Source organism: Nocardioides sp. YIM 152588, assembly GCF_040191335.1.
Taxonomy (GTDB): Bacteria; Actinomycetota; Actinomycetes; order Propionibacteriales; family Nocardioidaceae; genus Nocardioides.
This window is the reverse complement of sequence record NZ_JBEGDJ010000038.1, coordinates 1-20,597: the sequence shown is the minus strand read 5'-3', so window position 1 is coordinate 20,597 and position 20,597 is coordinate 1. Positions and strand designations below refer to the sequence as shown.

The 20,597-nt window shown below is 73.9% G+C and carries 19 protein-coding genes and 1 other RNA gene; 15 read left to right on the top strand and 5 right to left on the bottom strand.

Features of this window, described 5'->3' with window-relative positions; all coding sequences use genetic code 11:
* Positions 1–20 precede the first annotated feature (20 nt).
* The 5 genes from ftsX (at position 21) to ssrA (ending at position 4,282) form a co-directional block, all read left to right on the top strand.
* The gene (ftsX, locus tag ABLM29_RS16265) at positions 21–956 is read left to right on the top strand and encodes a permease-like cell division protein FtsX (RefSeq protein ID WP_349715280.1); all 936 of its coding nucleotides are present in this window, start codon (positions 21–23) and stop codon (positions 954–956) included.
* A gap of 56 nt (positions 957–1,012) precedes the next feature.
* Positions 1,013–2,302 (top strand): M23 family metallopeptidase, encoded by a 1,290-nt coding sequence (locus tag ABLM29_RS16260; RefSeq protein ID WP_349715279.1) that lies wholly within the window; start codon positions 1,013–1,015, stop codon positions 2,300–2,302.
* Positions 2,303–2,448: 146 nt separating this feature from the next.
* A complete protein-coding gene (smpB, locus tag ABLM29_RS16255; RefSeq protein WP_349715278.1) occupies positions 2,449–2,961 on the top strand; it encodes an SsrA-binding protein SmpB in 513 nt (170 codons plus the stop codon).
* Complete coding sequence (locus ABLM29_RS16250; protein WP_349715276.1) at positions 2,954–3,853, top strand: amidohydrolase family protein; 900 nt, start codon at positions 2,954–2,956, stop codon at positions 3,851–3,853. The genes smpB and ABLM29_RS16250 overlap by 8 nt, the downstream gene beginning before the upstream one ends.
* A gap of 58 nt (positions 3,854–3,911) precedes the next feature.
* Positions 3,912–4,282, top strand: a transfer-messenger RNA (tmRNA) gene (ssrA, locus tag ABLM29_RS16245).
* Between the two features lie 63 nt (positions 4,283–4,345).
* Here the strand turns inward: ssrA and ABLM29_RS16240 are convergent.
* Positions 4,346–4,759: a DUF1294 domain-containing protein gene (locus tag ABLM29_RS16240; RefSeq protein WP_349715274.1), complete on the bottom strand. Its 414-nt coding sequence runs from the start codon at positions 4,757–4,759 to the stop codon at positions 4,346–4,348.
* Positions 4,760–4,872: 113 nt separating this feature from the next.
* Here ABLM29_RS16240 and ABLM29_RS16235 point away from each other — a divergent pair, with 113 nt between their 5' ends.
* From ABLM29_RS16235 to ABLM29_RS16210, 6 genes are all read left to right on the top strand, one after another.
* Positions 4,873–5,592 carry an ABC transporter ATP-binding protein gene (locus tag ABLM29_RS16235; protein WP_349715272.1) on the top strand — a complete coding sequence of 240 codons (720 nt, stop codon included), beginning with the start codon at positions 4,873–4,875 and terminating at the stop codon, positions 5,590–5,592.
* A 6-nt stretch (positions 5,593–5,598) separates the two neighbouring features.
* Positions 5,599–7,971, top strand: a complete 2,373-nt coding sequence (locus ABLM29_RS16230) for an ABC transporter permease (RefSeq protein WP_349715270.1) — start codon at positions 5,599–5,601, stop codon at positions 7,969–7,971.
* A gap of 89 nt (positions 7,972–8,060) precedes the next feature.
* Entirely contained in the window at positions 8,061–8,816 is a 756-nt protein-coding gene (ppgK, locus tag ABLM29_RS16225) for a polyphosphate--glucose phosphotransferase (protein WP_349715268.1), read from the top strand.
* A gap of 92 nt (positions 8,817–8,908) precedes the next feature.
* A complete protein-coding gene (locus tag ABLM29_RS16220) occupies positions 8,909–9,196 on the top strand; it encodes a DUF1330 domain-containing protein (RefSeq protein ID WP_349715266.1) in 288 nt (95 codons plus the stop codon).
* Between the two features lie 34 nt (positions 9,197–9,230).
* Positions 9,231–9,908 (top strand): response regulator transcription factor, encoded by a 678-nt coding sequence (locus ABLM29_RS16215; RefSeq protein ID WP_502889252.1) that lies wholly within the window; start codon positions 9,231–9,233, stop codon positions 9,906–9,908.
* Between the two features lie 4 nt (positions 9,909–9,912).
* Entirely contained in the window at positions 9,913–10,302 is a 390-nt protein-coding gene (locus ABLM29_RS16210; protein WP_349715265.1) for a response regulator, read from the top strand.
* Here the strand turns inward: ABLM29_RS16210 and ABLM29_RS16205 are convergent.
* Complete coding sequence (locus ABLM29_RS16205; protein WP_349715263.1) at positions 10,261–12,327, bottom strand: hypothetical protein; 2,067 nt, start codon at positions 12,325–12,327, stop codon at positions 10,261–10,263. The genes ABLM29_RS16210 and ABLM29_RS16205 overlap by 42 nt on opposite strands.
* Position 12,328: 1 nt before the next feature.
* On the bottom strand, positions 12,329–13,630 hold the full coding sequence (locus ABLM29_RS16200; protein ID WP_349715260.1) for a sensor histidine kinase: 1,302 nt from the start codon (positions 13,628–13,630) through the stop codon (positions 12,329–12,331).
* A 216-nt stretch (positions 13,631–13,846) separates the two neighbouring features.
* Between ABLM29_RS16200 and ABLM29_RS16195 the strand changes: the two genes are divergently transcribed.
* From ABLM29_RS16195 to ABLM29_RS16185, 3 genes are all read left to right on the top strand, one after another.
* A complete protein-coding gene (locus ABLM29_RS16195; protein WP_349715259.1) occupies positions 13,847–14,647 on the top strand; it encodes an ABC transporter ATP-binding protein in 801 nt (266 codons plus the stop codon).
* A 1-nt stretch (position 14,648) separates the two neighbouring features.
* Positions 14,649–17,195, top strand: a complete 2,547-nt coding sequence (locus ABLM29_RS16190) for an ABC transporter permease (RefSeq protein ID WP_349715257.1) — start codon at positions 14,649–14,651, stop codon at positions 17,193–17,195.
* 145 nt (positions 17,196–17,340) lie between these two features.
* Positions 17,341–18,099 carry a hypothetical protein gene (locus ABLM29_RS16185; protein WP_349715255.1) on the top strand — a complete coding sequence of 253 codons (759 nt, stop codon included), beginning with the start codon at positions 17,341–17,343 and terminating at the stop codon, positions 18,097–18,099.
* 12 nt (positions 18,100–18,111) lie between these two features.
* On the opposite strand, the gene ABLM29_RS16180 is transcribed toward ABLM29_RS16185, so the two are convergent.
* Positions 18,112–18,465, bottom strand: coding sequence for a DUF805 domain-containing protein (locus tag ABLM29_RS16180; RefSeq protein ID WP_349715253.1), 354 nt, complete (start codon positions 18,463–18,465; stop codon positions 18,112–18,114).
* 172 nt (positions 18,466–18,637) lie between these two features.
* On the opposite strand from ABLM29_RS16180, the gene ABLM29_RS16175 reads away from it, so the two are divergent.
* Positions 18,638–19,084 (top strand): iron chaperone, encoded by a 447-nt coding sequence (locus ABLM29_RS16175; RefSeq protein WP_349715252.1) that lies wholly within the window; start codon positions 18,638–18,640, stop codon positions 19,082–19,084.
* A 34-nt stretch (positions 19,085–19,118) separates the two neighbouring features.
* Here ABLM29_RS16175 and ABLM29_RS16170 read toward each other — a convergent pair whose 3' ends face one another.
* A complete protein-coding gene (locus ABLM29_RS16170; protein ID WP_349715251.1) occupies positions 19,119–20,504 on the bottom strand; it encodes a P-loop NTPase fold protein in 1,386 nt (461 codons plus the stop codon).
* Positions 20,505–20,597: the final 93 nt, after the last annotated feature.

Genomic DNA, 20,597 nt, shown 5'->3' with positions numbered 1-20,597 from the left:
AGCAGGAGAACCTCCTTCCCATGCAGTTGCGCTACACCTTCTCCGAGCTGCGGACCGGCCTGCGTCGCAACCTGACGATGCATGTCGCCGTGGTCCTGACGCTCTTCGTCTCCCTGGCGCTCGCCGGCTGCGGCATCATGCTGCAGCGCCAGGCCGACCTCACTGCGGAGACGCTCGGCAACGAGCTGCAGATCCTGGTCAACCTCTGCACCGAGGACGACCCCTCCGACAGCCCCAACTGCGCGGGCGGTGAGGTCACCGACGCCCAGCGGCAGCGGATCCAGTCGGCGTTCGACGAGAGCCCCGAGGTCGCCTCCTACGACTTCCAGACCAAGGAGGAGGGCTATGAGAAGGCCCAGGAGATCCTCCCGCCGGAGGTCTTCGCCGGCCCCAACCCGGTGGTCACCGTCGACAACTGGCCCGCGGCGTACTGGGTGACCCTGGCCGACCCGAACGAGGCCGACGGCGTGATCAGCGCCGTCCAGGGCCTCGACGGCGTCTCCTCGATCAAGGACCAGCGCGAGGCGCTCGGCCAGATCTTCGGGATCATGACCGCGCTCAAGTACGGCTCCTGGATCGGCTCCGGCTTCCTGCTGCTCGCGGCGCTGCTGCTGGTCGCCAACACGATCCGCCTGGCCGCCATGGCGCGCCGCCGGGAGATCGCGATCATGCGCCTGGTCGGCGCCTCGACGCTCTACATCGCCCTGCCGTTCCTCCTCGAGGCGCTGGTCACCGCCGCGATCGGCGTCGCCCTGGCTGCGGGCGCGCTGGCGGCGTTCCAGTACTTCGCGATCGAGAAGGGGATGGCGGAGATCGTCACCTTCCTGCCGTGGATCGACTGGACGGACTGGGGCCAGGCGATCTGGGGCGTGCTGCCGCCCGGCATCGCCCTGCTCGGCCCGGCGCTGACGCTGATCCCGACACTCCTGCTGACCAGGAAATACATCAAGGTCTGACCGCCGCCGGATACCTTCACAGGCGTTCTCTTCCCCGAACACCGAAGGTCTGATTCGTGCGCTCCTTCCCCAGCGCTCGACGGCTGCGCCCTGCCAGCCGTGCGCTCCCAGCCCGGTACGCCGCCGCGTGCCTCGCCGTGGTCGTCGCGCTCGTCTGCGTGGCGGTCCCCGCGGCCCGGGCCGACGACGACACCCACGCGCTGAAGAAGCAGCAGAAGCAGGTCCAGGGCCAGATCCACAAGGCCCACGACCACCTGGAGGAGTCCAGCCGCCGGGTGACGCGGATCTCGCGCCGCCTCGACACGGCGCGCGGGCAGCTCCAGTCCGCCCGCAGCGACCTCGTCCGGGTGCGCGGCGACCTCGCCGAGGCCCGCCTGCTCAAGCAGCGGCTGGCCGCCCGCCTGGAGCGCGCCGAGGCCAGGTTCGAGACCGCCGTCGAGCAGGTGCGCGCCGCCCGCGAGGACGTCGCCGACCAGCGTGACGTCACCCGCGACACGGTGATCGGCATCGCCACCGGCGGCAACCCCGAGCTGGCGATGGTCAGCTCCTACCTGAACTCCGGGTCTGTCGAGGAGATCATGATCAACGAGACCGGCAACGGTGTCGTGGTCGGCCGCGAGCAGCACGTGCTGGAGGACCTCGTCGAGGCCGAGGAGGCCCTGGAGGACCACCGCGACGAGGTGCGCGCTGCCCGCAACGAGGTCGCCGCCAGCAAGCGCGCGGCCCAGCAGAACCTGTCCCGCGTCCGCGTCCTGGTCGGGCAGGCCCGCGACAGCCGCGAGAAGGTCGCCGTCCTGGTCACCCGCACCCGCGACGCCCGCCACGCCGCCGTACGCGCCCGCGAGAAGGACCGCGCGGCGCTGAAGCGGCTGGAGAAGCGCGAGCAGCGGATCAAGCAGCAGATCCTGGAGGCCTCCCGGAAGCAGAGCGGCAGCTACAGCGGCAGCACCGGCGGCCTGCTGCACGTGCCCGCCTCCGGGCCGGTCACCTCGCCCTACGGCTACCGGACCCACCCGATCTACGGCTACTACGCGCTGCACAACGGCACCGACTTCGGCGCCCCCTGCGGCTCCTCGCTGTGGGCGGGCGCCTCGGGCACCGTCGTCAACGAGTACTACGACGAGGTCTACGGCTACCGCCTCTACCTGGCGATCGGCCGGGTCAACGGCGCCGTGATCACCCTGGTCTACAACCACCTCAGCCGGTACGCCGTCGGCGTGGGCGCCCGCGTCTCCCGCGGCCAGGTGGTCGGCTACGTCGGCACCACCGGTTGGTCCACCGGCTGCCACCTGCACTTCACGGTGCTGAAGAACGGCAACCCGGTCAACCCGATGAGCTACCTGTAGGTCGGGGTCGGAGTCGCGTCACATGGATTCTCGTCGCCCTACTCGCCGGTAGGCGACCAGAATCCATGTGACGCGGCCGACGACGGCACCCGGCCGGTCGGCCGGTCGGTTTCAATCCGGTTGCCGGTCCCTGGGAGAATGGCGGGATGTCCGCGAAGTCCGGGGGAGCGAAGCCCGACAAGAACATCGCCGAGGGTCGCAAGGTCGTCGCCTCGAACAAGAAGGCGCGCCACGACTACCAGATCGAGGACACCTACGAGGCCGGTCTGGTGCTCCAGGGCACCGAGGTGAAGTCGTTGCGGATGGGCCGGGCCAGCCTGGTCGACGGCTTCGTGGACATCGAGAACGGCGAGGCGTGGCTGCACGCCGTGCACATCCCCGAGTACGCGCAGGGCACCTGGACCAACCACGCCGCCCGTCGCAAGCGCAAACTCCTGCTGCACCGCGCCGAGATCGCCAAGATCGAGCGGCGGGTGAGTGAGAAGGGCATGACGGTGGTGCCGCTCAGCCTCTACTTCGTGAAGGGCCGCGCCAAGGTCGAGATCGGCCTGGGCAAGGGCAAGAAGACCTGGGACAAGCGGCAGGCGATCGCCTCCCGCGAGGCGGACCGCGAGAAGCAGACCGAGCTCGGTCGCCGGCTCAAGGGCATGCGTGACTGACCTGACCCGGGATGCCGCCGAGGTGCGCGCGTTCTGGGAGGGACTCGGACTGCCCGGGCTGATCGACCTGCACGCCCACTTCCTGCCGCCGCCGATCGAGAAGGCCGTGTGGCGCGAGTTCGACGGCGGCGGCGAGCTGATCGGCCGCGACTGGCCGATCCGCTACCGCCTCCCGGCCGAGGAGCGGGTCGCGTTCCTGCGCGACGCCGGCGTGCGCCGGTTCTCGACGCTGCCCTACGCCCACAAGCCGGGCGTCGCGGGCTTCCTCAACGACTGGTCGCGCGACTTCGCCGCGGGCGTCCCCGAGGCGCTGCGCTCGGCGACGTTCTACCCGGAGCCCGAGGCCGCCGACCACGTCCCGGTGCTGATCGAGGACGGCGTGGAGATCTTCAAGCTCCACCTCCAGGTCGGCGGCTACCACCTCGACGACCCGGCCTTCGAGCCCGCCTGGGGGCCGCTGGCCGAGGCCGGTACGCCGATCATGGTCCACGCCGGTTCGGGACCGGTCGGCACGCCGTACACGGGTCCCGACTCCACCGCCCGCGTGCTGGCCCGCCACCCGCGGCTGCGGCTCGTGGTCGCGCACATGGGCGCGCCCGAGTGCGCGGAGTTCCTGGCGCTCGCGGAGCGGTACGACGGCGTGCACCTGGACACCTCCATGGCGTTCACCCACTTCTTCACCGAGGACGCCGTCGAGCACGGCCACGGCTACCCGGTCGACCTGGTGCCCCGGCTGCGCGACCTGCAGGACAGGGTGGTGTGGGGCTCGGACTTCCCGACCCTGCCGTTCGCCTACCGTCAGCAGCTGGACTGGCTGGCCGCGACCGGGCTCGGCGAGGAGTGGCTGCGCGACGTGTGCTGGCACAACGCCCGCCGGCTGCTGGGCGACTGAGGGAATCCCGCGCGCGGTCGCGGCGTTGTACCCCGTAGAATGACCGCACAACTCAAGAGGGGCTGATCGGTTTCGACTTGGGACGTTAGTTCCAGGGGAAGCGGGTCGAGAAGCCAGCGTCATCTCGTAAACGATCGCTGGAAACCAATAACTGCCAACGCTAAGCGCAGTTCCTTCGCTCTCGCCGCCTGACGCGGTGATCGAAGCGTCTGACCGGGCATCCGTCTCCGTCCCGGACCCAGGCGTCATCCAGGAGACTTGCTGATCCGCTGCTGTCAGGGCGGTTGATCGGGACTCAAACCTGACTGAGCCTGTCGGCGACGTGTTCGTGCGAGCACCGGGGCTGAGAAGACGACATCACGGACTGCACCCGGAGAAGACCTGGATCGACGCTCGAGGACCGGGGTTCGATTCCCCGCAGCTCCACCAGCCCAGCAGAGGGGCTCGGACCATGTGGTCCGGGCCCCTCTGCGCTGCCCGCGGCCGACGCCGTCAGAGCAGCACGACGTACGCGGCGAGCGCGGCGCAGTTGGCGACCACGGTGCCCCAGAAGACGCTGCGGAAGGGCTGCTTGACCGTCTTGTGGCGCAGCACCTGGCGGGCGACGAGAGCGCCGGGCCAGCCGCCGACCAGCGCGACGGTGTGCAGCGTCGACTCCGGCGTCCGCCACCTGCCGTGCTCGGCGGCGGACTTGTCGGACCGGTACAGCGCGAACGCGACCACGCTGAGCACGCCGTACGCCGCCATCAGCAGGGTCGGCACCTCGTCCAGGGCGACCAGGACGCCGAGCACCGCGAAGAACGCCGCCGCGAGAGCCAGCGCCCGGCGCGTGGCCCGTCGAGCGGCGGGGGACCGGCCGCCGCCCCGGCGCTGGGCTGTCCGTGGGTCTCCCTGTCGCGTGGCCATGGCCGAACGGTAGCGGCGCCAGGCGAGGTACCCCGCCGACACGGGCCGAACGACCCTGCCCGGCCGCCACGCCGCGCACGATCCTGCAAGGGAGCCGAGCGCGGGAGCAGCCGATGACCGAAGCGACGACCAGCCAGGAGCCGGCGGCGACGACGAGACCGCCGCTGATCGAGCTCGCCGGGGTCGAGAAGACGTTCAAGACCGGCAAGCTGGAGTACCGGGCGCTGCGCGGGGTGGACCTGTCGATCGCGCCGGGGGAGATGGTCGCCGTGGTCGGGCCCTCCGGCAGCGGCAAGTCGACGGTGCTCAACATGATCACCGGCATCGACCGCCCGACCGCCGGCACGGTCGCCTTCGACGGCGCCCGGCTCGACGAGATGAGCGAGGAGCAGCTGGCCGTCTGGCGCGGCGCGCACGTCGGCATCGTCTTCCAGTTCTTCCAGCTGCTGCCGACGCTGTCGGCGCTGGAGAACGCCGCGCTCCCGCTGGACTTCCTGCGCCGCGGCTCCACGAAGGAGCGGTTCGAGCACGCGCGGCACAACCTGGAGGTCGTGGGCCTCGGGGACAAGGCCGACCACCTGCCCGCCGAGCTCTCCGGCGGGGAGCAGCAGCGCGTCGCCATCGCCCGCTCGCTGGCAGCCGACCCGGGCCTGATCGTCGGCGACGAGCCGACCGGCAACCTCGACAGCGTCACCGCGGACGAGATGTTCCGGCTGCTGCTGCGGCTCAACGAGGAGGGCAAGACGATCCTCTTCGTCACCCACGACCGCGACCTGGCGGCGCGGGCGCCGCGGGTGGTCGAGATCCGCGACGGCCGCGTGGTCCGGGACTGATCCGCCGTGCTGTCCGGCGAGCGCCGCCTCTCCGTCACCGACCTCCTGCGGCGTCCGGCGCGCACGTTCTTCACGGTGCTGACGCTGGCGATCGCGGTCGCCAGCATCTCGTTCTTCGCCATCCCGCCGCTCATCGACGACGCCATGCAGCAGGAGGTCCGCGACGGCCGGCTCGCCGACGTCACCGTGACCATGCGCCCGCTCGAGCTGACCGAGGCCGACCTGGCGGCCCTCGCCGCCCTGCCGAACGTCGCGGCGGTCGAGGCGCGCTCCAGCGTCGACGCCCGGGTGCTGATCGGCGAGCGCCGCGCCCCCGCACGCCTGATCGGGGTCCGCGACCTGGCCGACCAGGGCGTCGACGTCGTGCGGGTCGAGTCCGGCGCCCTCCCCGGCCCCGGCGAGCTGATGGCCGACGTCCAGGACGCCAACACGGGCGTGTACGACGGCGAGGCCGGCGACACGGTCACCCTGCTCGGCGCCGGGGGCGAGAGCGCGGACCTGCCCCTCACCGGCCGGGGGCGCAGCCTGCCGGGCGGCGAGCAGGTGCAGGACGAGAGCGTCATCGTGCTCTACGCCGACGCGGTGACCGTCGCGGGGCTGAGCGGCGAGCCGGGCTACGGCGAGCTGGCGCTGCGCCTCGACGACACCGACCCGGACGCGGCCCGGGCCACCGTGGAGGAGGTCCGGTCCACGCTGGCGACGGTCGACGGGTTCGAGGGGTTCTCCAACCTGCCCTCGATCCGGGCGCCCGGCGACTGGCCGGGCAAGTCGGACACCGAGCAGTTCGCGCAGCTGCTGGGCGTGATCACGGTGCTGGCGCTGATCTCCGCGGCGGTCCTGGTGTCGAACACGCTGAGCACGCTGGTGGCCGAGCAGACCCGCGAGATCGGCATCATGCGCGCCGTCGGGGCGCGGCGCCGGCAGGTGGCGCTGGTCTACGTGCGGACCACCCTGCTGCTCGGCGCCATCGGGGCCGTGGCCGGGACGCTGCTGGGGATCCTGATGTCGTCCGCGCTGGCCGGCTACTTCGGCACGACGTTCTGGGCGATCGATGTCGGCTTCGGCGTCGCCCCGTGGGTCCTCCTGGCCAGCCTGCTGATCGGGCTCGCGGCGCCGCCGCTGGCCGCGCTGCCCGCGATCCGCCGGGCGCTCCACGTCGACCTGCGCGAGGCGCTGGAGGCGACGGGCTCCGCGACCGGCGGGGACGACGCGGTCGACCGCGCGCTGCGTCGTACCGCCTTCCTGCCGCGGGTGGCCCAGATCGGGCTGCGCAACGTGGGGCGCCGCAAGCGGCGCAGCGCGGCCACCGCCGCGATCGTCGCCCTCGCGGTCGGCAACCTGCTCGCCGTCCTGGCGCTCGCCGAGTCGGCGGCCGACGCCTCGCGCACCTCCTGGGGCTCCCACCTGGAGGACGTCCAGATCTCCACCGCGGGGGCGCCGTTCGACGAGCGGGCGCGCGAGACCATCCTGGCGACGCCCGGCGTGGCCGAGGCGCAGCCGGTGCTGAAGAACGCGGTCGAGCTCGGCGGGCGCGAGGCCTACCTGTGGGGCGTCGAGCCGGACCCGCTGTTCCGCTACCGGCTCGCCGAGGGCCGGTGGTTCGACGCCGCCGAGGACGCGTCCGCCGCTCGGGTGGCCGTGCTGGAGCGCAACCTCGCCGAGACCGCCGGCATCGACGTCGGCGACGAGGTCACCCTGACCACGGCCGCCGGCGAGGCCGACTTCGAGATCATCGGGCTCGCCACGAACCAGCAGGAGAACGGCACCGCGCTCTACGTGCCGCTCGGCACCGCGCGCGACCTGCTGCACCGGCCGTCGGCGGCGAGCACCTACTGGATCGGCACCGACTCCGGCGAGGACGAGGCGGCCGACCGGGTCACCGCGCTCGTGGAGGACCGCCTGGCCGCCCGGGGCTACGAGGTGACCAGCGAGATCCGCTACGTCGCCGAGCGCGACGAGATCGCCGCGAACAGCACCCTCACCACCACCATCGCGGTCCTCGGGTTCCTCATCGTCGCGATGAGCATGGTCGGGCTGGCCAACGCCATCACCACCAACGTGCTCGAGCGCACCCGCGAGATCGGCATCCTGCGCAGCATCGGCGCCCGGGCCCGCGACATCCGGCGGATCTTCACCACCGAGGGTGTGGTGCTGGCGCTGCTCGGCTGGCTGGTCGGGATCCCGCTGGGCTACCTGCTCACCCGGCTGCTGCTGCGGCTGGTGTGGGAGGTGGTCGAGGTGCGCCTGCCGGTCGTCTTCCCGCCCGGCAACGTCGTGCTCGCGCTCGTCGGGACCACCGTGCTGGCGCTGCTCGTGCTGTTCCTGCCGGTGCACCGGGCGGTCCGCTTCCGCCCGGGTGAGGCGCTGCGCTACGGCTGACCCCCGGCGCGGTGCCCCGGCGCGTGCGGTTGGCAACGCCCGGCCGATCCGGTGAGACTGGCACCGCAGGCGAGGACGGGAGAGCACGCGTGGACACACGACCCTTCGGCATCGACTTCGGCGGATCGGGCATCAAGGGCGCACTCGTCGACCTGGGGGACGGCGACTTCGACGGCGACCGGGTGAAGATCAAGACGCCGCAGCCGGCCACCCCCGGCGCGGTCGCCGAGGTGGTCGCCGAGCTGCTCGGCCACTTCCCGAACCGGACCGGCCCCGTCGGCATCACCGTCCCCGGCGTCGTTCACCGCGGGGTCGTCGGCTCTGCCGCCAACATCGACCCGGCGTGGATCGGCGAGGATGCTGATGCGCTCTTCACGAAGGCGACCGGGCACGAGGTGCACATCGTCAACGACGCCGACGCAGCCGGCCTGGCCGAGGTGCGCTACGGCGCCGCGAAGGGGCGCGACGGCCTCGTCATCGTGACCACGCTGGGCACCGGCATCGGCTCTGCGCTGGTGTACGACGGCGCGCTGGTGCCCAACTCCGAGCTCGGCCACCTCGAGCTGAACGGTGGTGACGCGGAGCAGTACGCCGCGAACTCGGCCCGCGAGAACGAGGACCTGACCTTCGAGGAGTGGGCGGAGCGCCTGACCGAGTACTACTCGATGGTGGAGGCGCTCTTCTCGCCCGACCTGTTCGTGGTCGGCGGCGGGATCAGCAAGAAGTCCGCCGAGTTCCTCCCGCTGATCGACATCCGCACCGAGATGGTGCCGGCGACGCTGCGCAACCGGGCCGGCATCGTCGGAGCCGCGCTCTGGGCGGCCGAGGCGGCCGCGCACCACTGACCCCGGATCCGGACGGGTCGCCGGGCCACGGCGGAGGACCGGCAGAATCGTCCTCGCGCGGACCGCGCGACGACCGAGCCCGAGGAGTGCCCATGACCGCCTACTGGATCTCGCTGTACCGGGAGGTCCGCGACGACGCCAAGCTCGCCGCGTACGCCGAGCTCGCCGGACCCGCGCTGACCGGGGCGGGCGGCACCTTCATCGCGCGCGGCTTCCCCGAGCAGGTCTACGAGGCCGGCCAGGACATGCGAAGCGTGCTCATCGAGTTCGAGTCGGTCGAGGCCGCGCGGGCGGCCCACGACAGCCCGGCCTACCAGGAGGCGCTGGCCGCGCTGGGCGACGGCGCCGTCCGCGACCTGCGGATCGTCCCCGGGGTCTGAGGACCCGCCCGGGCGCACGCCCTAGATTGGGGCCATGGCGGTGCGGGTCGTCTTCGCCGACGACAACTACCTGGTCCGTGAGGGGGTCGCGGGCCTCCTCGCCGAGACCGAGGGCCTGGAGCTGGTCGAGGCCGTCGCCGACCCCGACGCGCTGCACCGGGCCGTCGCGCTGCACCGGACCGACGCCGTCCTGACCGACATCCGCATGCCGCCGACGTTCACCACCGAGGGGATCGACGCGGCGAAGCGGATCCGCGCGGATTTCCCCGACACGGGGGTGGTGGTGCTCTCCCAGTACGTCGAGGCCGAGTACGCCGTCGAGCTGCTCTCCGACGGCGTCGCCGGCCTCGGCTACCTGCTCAAGGAGCGGGTCAGCGAGGTCGACGAGCTGGTCCGGGCGCTGGAGGAGGTGGCCCGCGGCGGCTCCGCGCTGGACCCGCAGGTGGTCGAGGGGCTGCTCGCGCGCAAGAGCGCGACCGGTCCGGCGCTGCGCGGGCTCACCGAGCGGGAGCTGGACGTCCTGCGCGAGCTGGCCACCGGGCGGAGCAACGCGGCGACGGCGAAGGCGCTCTACCTCAGCGAGCGGGCGGTGGAGAAGCACATCGGGTCGGTGTTCCAGAAGCTCGGCCTGGCCAACGAGTCCGACGTGAACCGGCGCGTGATGGCGGTGCTGGCCTACCTCGACGCGACCGGCGGTCCCCGCGGTGGGTGAGCCGGTGGGTGAGCGGGCGGTGGTGCGGGTCCTGATCGTCGACGACCAGGAGCCCTACCGGGCCGCCATGGCCGCGGTCGTCGACGCGACGCCCGGGTTCGAGCTGGTCGGCTCGGCGGTCTCGGGCGAGCAGTCCCTCGCGGCGGCCGCCGCACTGGGGCCGGAGCTGGTGCTGATGGACGTCAACCTGCCCGGCATCGACGGCGTCGAGGCGACCCGTCGTCTCCTGTCCGGCGCGGCGGGGGCGGCGCCGGTGGTGGTGCTGCTGTCGACGTACGACGAGGACCAGGTGGACGCCGCCGGCTGCGGTGCCTCCGCCTACATCCCCAAAGGCGCGTTCGGGCCCGACCGACTAGCCGAGGCCTGGCGCGCCGCGCAGGCCGACGGCGGCTGAGCCGGGGTCCTCGACCGGGGCCACGACCGGGATCGCGAGCCGGACCGAACCCGGCGCGACGCTCACCCGGCCGCCGACCGCGCCCGCCCGGTCGCCCACGGCCTGCGCGTCCAGCCCGTCCACGGTGCCCTCGATCCGCAGCACCAGGTCCCCGGCGACCTCCGCGACCTCGAGGTCGACCGGTCCCGCGGCCGCGGCGACCGCCTCGGCGGCGCAGAAGTAGACCGCGGCCTCCACCCGCGCCGGGTACCGCCCCGCCAGGTCCGCGGCGACCCGGACGTCCGCGCCGCCGGGCCGCTCCGCCAGCGCGCGGAGGGCGGCGGGCAGCCCCGACCGGCCGAGCTGGGCGGGGAAGACGCCGCGGGTCAGCGCCCGCAGCGCGTCCAGCGCCCGGTGGGTGCCCTCGACCAGGCCCTCGAGGCCGGGGTCGGCGCCGTCCGCGACGGCGCGCCGGGCGGTCGCGATCGACTCCGGCAGCGAGCTGAGGAACGGCAGGACGTCGCGGGCGATCGCCGCCTCCAGCGCCCGACGCGCGGAGTCCTCGGCCTCGATCAGGCGGAGCCGGGAGGCGGCCAGCTCCCGGGTGGCGCGGTCCAGCGCCGTGACCCGGTCGGCGAGCGCTCCGGAGAGCGCGGTGTTGCGGAACGCCACCCCGGTCTGGTCGGCCAGCGCCTCCAGCAGCCGCGCGTCGGCCTCCCGCAGCGTGCGCCCCCGCCGCAGCGCCACCTCGATCCGCCCCAGCTCCCGGCCCTCGGCGCGCACCGGGAAGGAGTGCCGGGCGCCGTCGGGCTCCGCGGACCACCAGCCCCAGGTGCCGGTCGCCGGTACGCCGCCGGGCACCTCGAGCGCCGCCAGGGAGCCCCGCGCCGAGACCGCCCGTCCGGCCGCCTCCGCGACGGCGGGCAGCAGCTCGTCCGGGTCGGGCGCCTCCGCCAGCCTCCGGCCGAACTCGGCCAGCGCCTCGTACGGCTGGGCCCGGGCGCCGTACGCCGCCCGGTTGGCCAGCCGCACCACCGAGCGCCGCAGGGGCTGGAAGGCGAGGGCGACCGCCGCGGTCGCGGCCAGCGACAGCCAGAAGCCGGGGCCGCCCTCCGTCAGCGGGCCCTCCAGCAGGCGCCCGGCGACCACCACGAGCGTGGTGTAGCCGACGGCGGCGAACGCGGTGCCCGCGGCGACGACCACGGTCTGGCCGATGATCACGTCGAGGTCGTAGAGCCGGTAGCGCAGCACGGCCACCGCGAAGAGCACGGGCATCAGCAGGAACGACACGAACAGGGGCACGCCCGCGGCCCAGGTCTGCTCGCCGCCGCTGAGCTCCTGGACCGTGACCAGCACGACCAGGCCGGCCCCGGCCAGCCCGGCGGAGAGCGCGATCGGCCCCAGCTGCTGGCGCTCCTCCCCGGAGGCCCGCCGCATCCGGACCAGCACCGACACCCAGGCCAGGGCCATGCCGACCAGGATCAGCAGGAAGCCGACGCCGAGGAGGTAGAGCCGGGTGGTGCCGAACCGGTCGTCGGAGTCCACCAGGTCGAACGTCGTCGGGTCGACCGTGAGGATCGCGACCAGGCACAGGGCCGCGCCGAGCGTCGGCACCACGGCGGCCCAGCGCCACCGCGGCGAGATCAGGTGCCCGGTGGGCGCGAGCAGGAACAGCCACGCCAGCACCGCGACCACGATCTGCCCGCCGACCAGCTGGGCGACCCAGGAGGCGACCCGGCCGAGGGTGGCCGGGCCGGGGCCGTCCGCCTCGAGCACCCAGTAGGCGTAGGCCTCGCTGAGCAGCGAGACGGCGGTGAGCAGCCCGACGGCGCTCAGCAGCCAGCCGACCGCGTGGCGCGGGTAGCGCGACACGACGAGGGCACCCATCAGGGCGCAACCGAGGCTGGCGAGGTCCACGAACGGGAAGCCGTGCACGGCGATCGCGGTCTCGGAGGTCAGCGACACCGCACGCACCGACACGGCGACGTCGGCGACCACCAGGGCCACGGTGAGGCCGACCACGGACCAGGCGAGGCGGGGCAGCACCTCAGGCCCCCGCCCGGCTCGGGAGGAGCGCGCTGATCCGGGCGCCGCGTCCGGGCGCCGAGACCACCTCGAGGGTGCCGCCGGCGGAGTCGACCCGGTCGCGGATGCCGGCCAGCCCACCGCCCGTGGTCGCGGCGGCCGGGTCGAAGCCGATGCCGTCGTCCTCGACGGCCAGCCGCAGCCCGTCCGCGGTGCCGTCCAGCACCACGTGGACGGTCGCGTCGCCGGCGTGCTTGGTGGCGTTCTGGACCGCCTCCAGGCAGCAGAAGTACGCCGCCGCCTCGACCGCCCGCGGCTGCCGGACCGTGCCGCGCTCCACGATCTCGACCCCGTCGCCCGCCGCGGCGCGCAGGGCCGCCGCGACCCCGTGCTCGGCCAGCAGCGGCGGGTAGATGCCGCGGGAGAGGCGGTGCAGCGTCTCGACGGCGTCCCGCGCGGCCACCCGCTGCGCGTCCAGCAGCGCCGCGGCCCGCTCCCAGGACGTCTCGGTCAGCGTCGCCGCGAGTCGGAGGTTCACCGCGAGGGCGACCAGGTGCTGCTGGGCGCCGTCGTGGATGTCGCGCTCCAGGCGGCGGCGCGCCTCGTCGTGGGCGTCGACCACCCGCTCGCGGGAGCGGCGCAGCTCGGCCTCCCGCGCGGACAGCTCGGCGAGTCGCTGCTCCAGCGCGGCCCGCAGCCGCGCGCCGCGCAGCACCAGCGCGGACTGGGTGGCCAGACCGGCGAAGAGGCGCTCCTCGATCGGCGTCAGCCGGACGCCGTCGCGCTCGCGCAGCACCAGCACGCCCAGCCGCTCGCCGCCGTGCAGCACCGGCAGCCGGTGGGTCCCGGGCGGGTCCGCCGCGGCATCGGGCAGCGCGGGCGGGACCGGTGCGTCGGCGGGCCAGGCGGCGGCGGGCACGGCCGCGCCGCCGACCACCACCCACACCTGGGCCCAGGCGGCGCCGGTGCCCTCGACCAGGAGCCGGGCGAGGCGCGCGGGCAGCTCCTCGACGGTGCCGGTGCCGGTGACGGCGCTGGTGAACCTGCGCAGCGCGTCGTAGGGCGACGGGCGGCGGCCCGCGACGACGCGGGAGGCCGCCCGCCGGGCCCCGGCCGCCACCGGGTCGAAGCCGAGCGCCACGATCGCCGTGGCCAGCACCGACAGGCCCAGGTGCGGCGACGAGGAGTCGCCGAGCAGGGCGCCGCCGCCGACCACGACGACGAGGTAGGACAGCACCACGAACCCGGTCACGGCGCCCCAGACGATGCTCGTCCAGAGCACCTCCAGGCGCGTGGGCCGGCGCACGCGCAGCCGCCAGGTCATGGCAGCAGTCTCGCCGTTCCCGGACCCGTGGGGGAGGGGGCTGCCCCCACCCCCGGGGTGCGGCCCACCCCACCCCGGCAGCACCCGCGGACGTGCGGCTGCCGCCGTACGGCGTGCGCCCAGCCCGATCGAGGCCCGGGCCGGATCGCGGTGTGCTCGTGTCATGCCGCTCGACCGGGTGGCGATCCCACCAAGGAGATCTGAGGGAGATCCGAGATGTCCGTCTTCACCAGCACCACGACCACCGGTGCAGCGCAGCACCCCGCGCACCGCACCGGCGCCCCCGGCCAGGCCTCACCCGCGGCCCGCGTCGTCGGCGCCACCAAGCGCTACGGCACCGGCGACGCCGCGGTCGTCGCCCTCGACGACGTCAGCGTGGAGCTCGACCGCGGCCGGTTCACCGCGATCATGGGCCCCTCGGGCTCGGGCAAGTCGACCCTGCTGCACGTGCTCGCCGGCCTCGACCGGCCCACCTCCGGCGAGGTCTGGCTCGGCGACACCGAGATCACCCGGCTGCGCGACGGCAGGCTGACCAAGCTGCGGCGGGACCGGATCGGCTTCGTGTTCCAGTCGTTCAACCTGCTGCCGACCATGACCGCGGCCGAGAACATCGTGCTGCCCCTGCGCATCGCCGGCCGCCGGCCGGACCGCGCGTGGGTGGCCTCGATCGTCGAGACCGTCGGGCTCGGGGAGCGCCTGGGGCACCGCCCCGCGCAGCTCTCCGGCGGCCAGCAGCAGCGGGTCGCGGCGGCCCGCGCGCTGGCCTCGCGTCCGGAGATCGTCTTCGCGGACGAGCCCACCGGCGCGCTCGACTCCCGTTCCGGGACCGAGCTGCTCCGCTTCCTGCGCTCCGCCGTCGACGACCTGTTCCAGACGGTCGTGATGGTGACCCACGACCCGAACGCGGCGGCGTACGCCGACCGGGTCGTCTTCCTCGCCGACGGCCGCATCGCCGGCGAGATCCACTCCCCGACGGCCGAGGACGTCCTCGACCACATGAAGAACCTCGGAGCCTGACATGTTGACCGCAACCCTGAGGGGGATGGTGGCGCACCGCGTGCGCTTCCTGCTCACGACGACGTCGATCGCGCTCGGCGTCGCCCTGCTCGCCGGCACGATGATCCTCACCCACACCACGGCGACCGCCTTCGACCTGCTGTTCGGCAAGATCGGCGCCGGCACCGACGCGGTGGTCCGCACCGAGGCCCCCTACTCCCAGACCGACGGGGTCGGCACCAACCGCGGCCCGATCCCGGAGCGGGTCCTGGCCACGGTCCGCGGCGTCGACGGCGTCCGCGCGGCCGAGGGCGCCGTCCAGGGCTACGCCCTGCTCACCGACACCGAGGGCCGGGCGATCACCACCACCGGTGGCGCGCCGACCAACGGCTACAGCATGGCCGCCGAGGAGGCGCTCCGCGGCGACGTGGAGCTGCTCAGCGGGCACGCGCCGACCAACCGGCACGAGGTGGCCATCGACGCCACCAGCGCCACGGAGCACCACATCCCGCTGGGCGCCACGATCGACGTCCTGTTCCAGGGACCGACGCGGGAGTTCACCGTCGTCGGGACCGTCGGCTACGGCGACGGCATCACCGACCTCGGCGGCACCACCGCGGCGTACTTCGACACAGCGACCGCGCAGCGGGTCCTCGGTCGCCCCGGGTGGTTCGACCGGATCGAGGTCAGCGCGGTCGACGGCGTCGACCAGGCCCTGCTGGCCGACCGGCTCTCCCGGGTGATCCCCGAGGGCGCCGAGGCGATCACCGGGAAGGCCGCCGCGGAGGAGAACGCGGAGGCGACCAAGGAGAACTTCAGGATCGTCGGCATCATCCTCGGCGTCTTCGCCGGCATCGCGCTCTTCGTCGGCTCCTTCATCATCTGGAACACCTTCACGATGACGGTGGCCCAGCGGACGCGGGAGATCGCCCTGCTGCGCGCCATCGGTGCCAAGCGCCGCCAGGTGCTCGGCAGCCTGCTGATCGAGGCCGTCTGCCTCGGGCTGGTCGCCTCGGCGATCGGCTTCGGGATCGGCGTCGGGCTGGCCCGCGGGCTGAAGTGGCTGATGGACGCGACCGGGCTGGCCCTGCCGTTCACCACCCTGCAGATCGAGGCCGGCCACGTCTGGGTCTCCCTGGCCGTCGGCACCGGCGTCACCGTGCTGGCCGCCCTGGTCCCCGCCCGCCGGGCGACCACGGTGCTGCCGATCGAGGCGCTGCGCGACTCGGCGCCGGGCAGCGAGCGGCCCTCCGTGGCCCGCGCGCTGGTCGGGCTCGTCGTCCTCGCCGGTGGCACGGCCGCACTGCTCTACGCGCTGTTCGGCGAGGGTGGGATGTCGATGTTCGGGCTCGGGCTCGCGGCCGCGATGCTCGGCGTGGTGATCGGCCTGCCGGTCGCCGTCCGCCCGCTGGCCGCCCTGATCGCGACGCCCCTGCGGCTGCGCGGTCTGCCCGGCGACCTGGCCCGGCAGAACGCGGTGCGCAACCCGCGCCGTACCTCTGCCACCGCCGCCGCGCTGATGATCGGACTGACGCTGGTGGTCAGCATGGGCGTCTTCGCCTCCTCGCTGAAGGCCTCCTTCGGCGACGTGCTCTCCGACCGGGTCGACGCCGACCTGTACGTGGTCACCTCGAGCACCCAGGCGCCGGGCTACAGCCCGTCCGTGGTCGCCGCGGTGGAGGCGGTCGACGGTGTCGACCAGGTCTCGGCCGACGGCTGGGGCGAGGCGCGCTTCGACGGCGAGGGCGGCAGCTACTCCTCGATCGACCCGGCGAACGCCGGTGAGGTCTTCAACCTCGGGGTCAGCGAGGGCTCGCTCTCCGACCTGGGGACGGACGCCGTGATGGTCTCGGAGTCCGCCGCCGAGGAGCACGGCTGGAAGGTCGGCGACCGGGTGAGCGCCGAGTTCGCCCAGAGCGGTGCGCACCGGCTGCGGATCGCCGCGGTCTACGCCGGCAAGGGCTGGATCAGCAGCGACTACGTGGTCAGCCGCGCGGCGCAGCGGGCGCTGGCGGGTCCGCAGCTGGTCACCAACGCGTTCGTCACCCTCGACGCCGGGGCCGACCCGGCCGCGGTGCGGGCGGCCGTGGACGCGGCCCTGGCCGACCACCCCGACGCCCAGGTGCTCGACCGGGACGGCTTCGAGAAGGAGGCCAGCGGCTTCATCGACACGCTGCTCACCTTCATGACGGTGATGCTCGGCCTGGCCGTGATCATCGCCCTGCTGGGGATCGTGAACACGCTCGCCCTGTCGGTCTTCGAGCGGACCCGCGAGCTGGGGCTGCTCCGGGCGGTCGGGATGACCCGGGGACAGGTCCGGGCGATGGTCCGCTGGGAGTCCGCGGTGATCTCGCTGATCGGCGCCCTCACCGGGGCGGTGCTCGGCACCGGCATCGGGATCGCCATGTCGCAGGTGCTCAAGGACGAGGGGATCGAGGCGATCTCGGTCCCGTTCGGCCAGATCGCCGTCTACGTCGCGGTCGCCGCGGTCGCCGGGGTCCTGGCCGCGCTGGGCCCGGCCCGGTCGGCGGCCAAGGTCGACGTGCTCAAGGCCGTGGTCACCGACTGACGGTGGCCCCATCGGCCCGACCGGCCCGGCACCTCCTCGGAGGCGCCGGGCCGCTCGGCGTCCGGCCGGTCGCCCTCCTCAGGGGGTCGCGCACGCTGTGACCTGCGGATACTGTCGGAGGTCTCTCGGATCTCGGAGGCACCCCATGTCGCCACGCCCGGCGCCACGCCCGTCGCCACTCCCGTCGCCGCGCCCGCCCCTCGCCGTCATCGGGACCGCCGTGGTCGCGGCCGTCGCGATGATCGGCGGGGGCGCCGCCTTCCTGGTCGCCCAGCCGGCGTACGCCGCGCCGCCGACGATCAGCGTCAACGCGACCTGCGGCACGTTCCGGGCCGACATCACCTACGACCCGGCGCCCGAGTGGATCGAGATGAACGTGGTCACCGTTCCGGTGACGATCACCATCATCATCGGCGGCACCCAGCACGATGTCGTCGACGACTACGCGAGCGACGGCGACCTGTCGGGGTTCCACCAGACCTACTCGGCGCCGGGCGCGAGCTACGACTGGACCGTGACGGTGAGCTACCCCGGCGGAGAGACGACCGAGCCGTTCAGCGGGAGCTCGTCCGGGGGCGCGGTCTGCGAGACGGAGCCGACCGAACCGACCACCGAGCCCACCACCGAGCCCACCACCGAGCCCACCACCGAGCCCACCACGCCGCCGATCACGACCCCGCCGACCGAGCCGACCACCGAGCCGACCCTGCCGACGGAGGAGCCGACCACGGCCACTCCCAGCACCCCCACCGCGACGACGCCGACCACGACCGCCCCCACCAGGAAGCCCACCGTCGCGCCGACGCAGACCCGGACCGTGCGGTCGACGCCGTCTCCGAGCCGCCCGTCGCCGACCCAGCCGCCGCCGAGCCAGCTGCCCCCGCTGCCCGGCAGCGGGGGATAGGGACCGGCGGCGTCAGAACGCCACGAACGGCGCGCCGTACCGGTTGCTCGCCCGGTCGCCCGGCAGGCAGAAGAAGACCACCAGCACGATCCAGCCGACGACCGGCACCAGGGCGATCAGCATCCACCACCCGCTGCGGCCGGTGTCGTGCAGCCGCCGCACGCCGACGGCGAGGCTCGGCAGGAACAGGGCCAGCGCCGCGACGGTCGCGATCAGGTCGCCGCCGACGGCCGCGTCGAGCGTCGTGGCGCCGAGGCTGACCAGCAGGTTGAAGACGAAGAACCACCAGTACTCCGAGCGCGGCGCGCGGCCGACGAACCCGATGTACTTGGTGAGGCAGACCTGGACGGCCTCGATGAAGGTCACGATGGCACTCCTGGGCAGGTGCGGTCGGGCGCTCCCATCATGGCAGCCCGCGGCGGTCGGTGGCCGCGGGCGAAGGCGGTCAGGAACGGAGAAGCGATCCCGTCCGCCGCGACCTAGCGTCGGCGGTGCCGGCGGATCGCCGGCACCGGACATCACGGACAGGGAGGCAGAGATGACGAGCACCGGGACGAGCACCGGGACGAGCACCGGGTTCAGCGAGTCGGAGCGGGCGGCGATGAAGGCCCGCGCCGAGGAGCTCAAGGTCGCCAAGGGCGGCAACAAGCGGGTCAAGGAGGAGCAGGCCTGCCTCGACGCGATCGCGGACATGCCGGACGCGGACCGCGCCATCGCCGAGCGGATCCACGCCATCGTCCTCGACGTCGCCCCCGGGCTGGCCGCGAAGACCTGGTACGGCATGCCGGCCTACGCGGAGGACGGCAAGGTGGTCTGCTTCTTCAAGGGCTCGGCGAAGTTCGGGGAGCGGTACGCGTCGTTCGGGTTCAACGAGCCGGCCCGCCTCGACGACGGCCCGATGTGGCCGACGGCCTTCGCCGTCACCGCCGTCACCGATGAGGTCGAGAAGGCCGTCGCCGACCTGGTGCGCCGCGCCGTCGGCTGACGCCGGCCCGCGGCGGCGGCCCGCCCGCCACGGGTCAGCCCGACGGCGGCGCGTGGAAGGAGTAGCGGGAGGTCTGCCGCAGCCACGGCCGGAACAGGTCGACGGGCGCCCGGGCGTACGTCGGGTGGTCGGCCAGCCAGCGCGCCAGCCGCGGCGCGCCGGTGGCGACGGTCCCCAGGGCGTGCTCGAGGCTGGTGCCCGGCGGTGCGAGGCGGAGCGCGGCATGGATCTCGGGAGTCCGCGTGCCGAGCCCGACGCCCATCGCGAGCAGCACGGCGATCGCGTCGTGGTCGCCGAGCTCCCCGTGGCGCGGCTGGTCCAGCGCCTCGGGCGCGTCGGCGGTCGCCTTCACCAGCCGGTAGGTGTTGACGAACCGCTTCACCGCGCGCGGGGTGCTGCCGGCGAGCGACGCCGCCGCGCTCAGCGCCGCGGCCTCCCGGTCGCTCACCTCCAGGGCGGTGGCGCGGACCGTCGTCGCCTCCGGCCGGGGCGCGACCGGCAGCAGCATCCGGTCCGCCCCGTCCGGCGCCGCGTCCCGCCCACCGTCGGGCGCGGCCGTCGTCTCGCCGGTCCCCGCGGTGGGTGGCGCCGACGCGGTGAGGCCGCGGACCAGGCGCGCCGCGTCCGTCTCCGCCAGGGCGAACAGCTGGATCGGGATCTGGACGATCTTCTCCAGGTAGTCGGTCGGCGAGGCCGTCGCGCCGTCGCCCCCGAGCAGCTTGCGGTAGCGGATCTGCAGCGACTGCTCCAGCCAGCGCGTGTCGACCGCGAGCACGACCGCGAACATCTCGAAGTCGAAGAGCAGGTGCACGGTCTCCAGGACCTGCGCGACCTTCTTCGGCGGGCACCGGTCGAGGTCGTCGATGAGCACCACGACCCGGTCCAGCGGCTGCGCCGGCGTGTGCTGGGGATCGCCGGTGTGGTCCCTCACCGCCCGGTTCACCAGCGTGAAGTGCTCCTGGACCTTGCTGACCAGCGTGAGGTGGTCGCGGTAGTCGCCGGCCGCGTCGATGTCCTCGAGCAGCACGCCGAGCGGGTCGACGCTCGCGCGGTCCTGGGCCTCCTGGAGCGCGGCGTCCGCCTGGAACGCCGCGGCGGTGGCATCGCTGACCTGCCGGCCCTGCGCGGCCAGCGCCAGGTCGTGCTCGCGCAGCAGGCGCGCCTCGGGGCCGCCCAGCACGCGGGTCCCTAGCGCCCACGCGGCGCCGTCCACCCCGGCGTCGACCTGCTTGCTGACCGCCGCCGCCCCGGACAGGACGCTGCCGACGACGCCGCCGACGGCGGTGACGGTCGTGACGGCGGCCGCGGTCGAGCCCGGGGCGAGCAGCCACAGGGCGACGGCCGCGCCCACCGCGACCAGGGTCACCGCGACGATCGCGGCGTTCTTCTGCATCTTCCGCCCGGGCGTCGCGGCCAGCACGGTGATCTGGGTGATCGGCGCTCGACGGCACCGCCGACGACCTCACCGGCCCGGTGGTCGTGCTGCTCTCCGGGGGCAACGTCGACCCGCTGC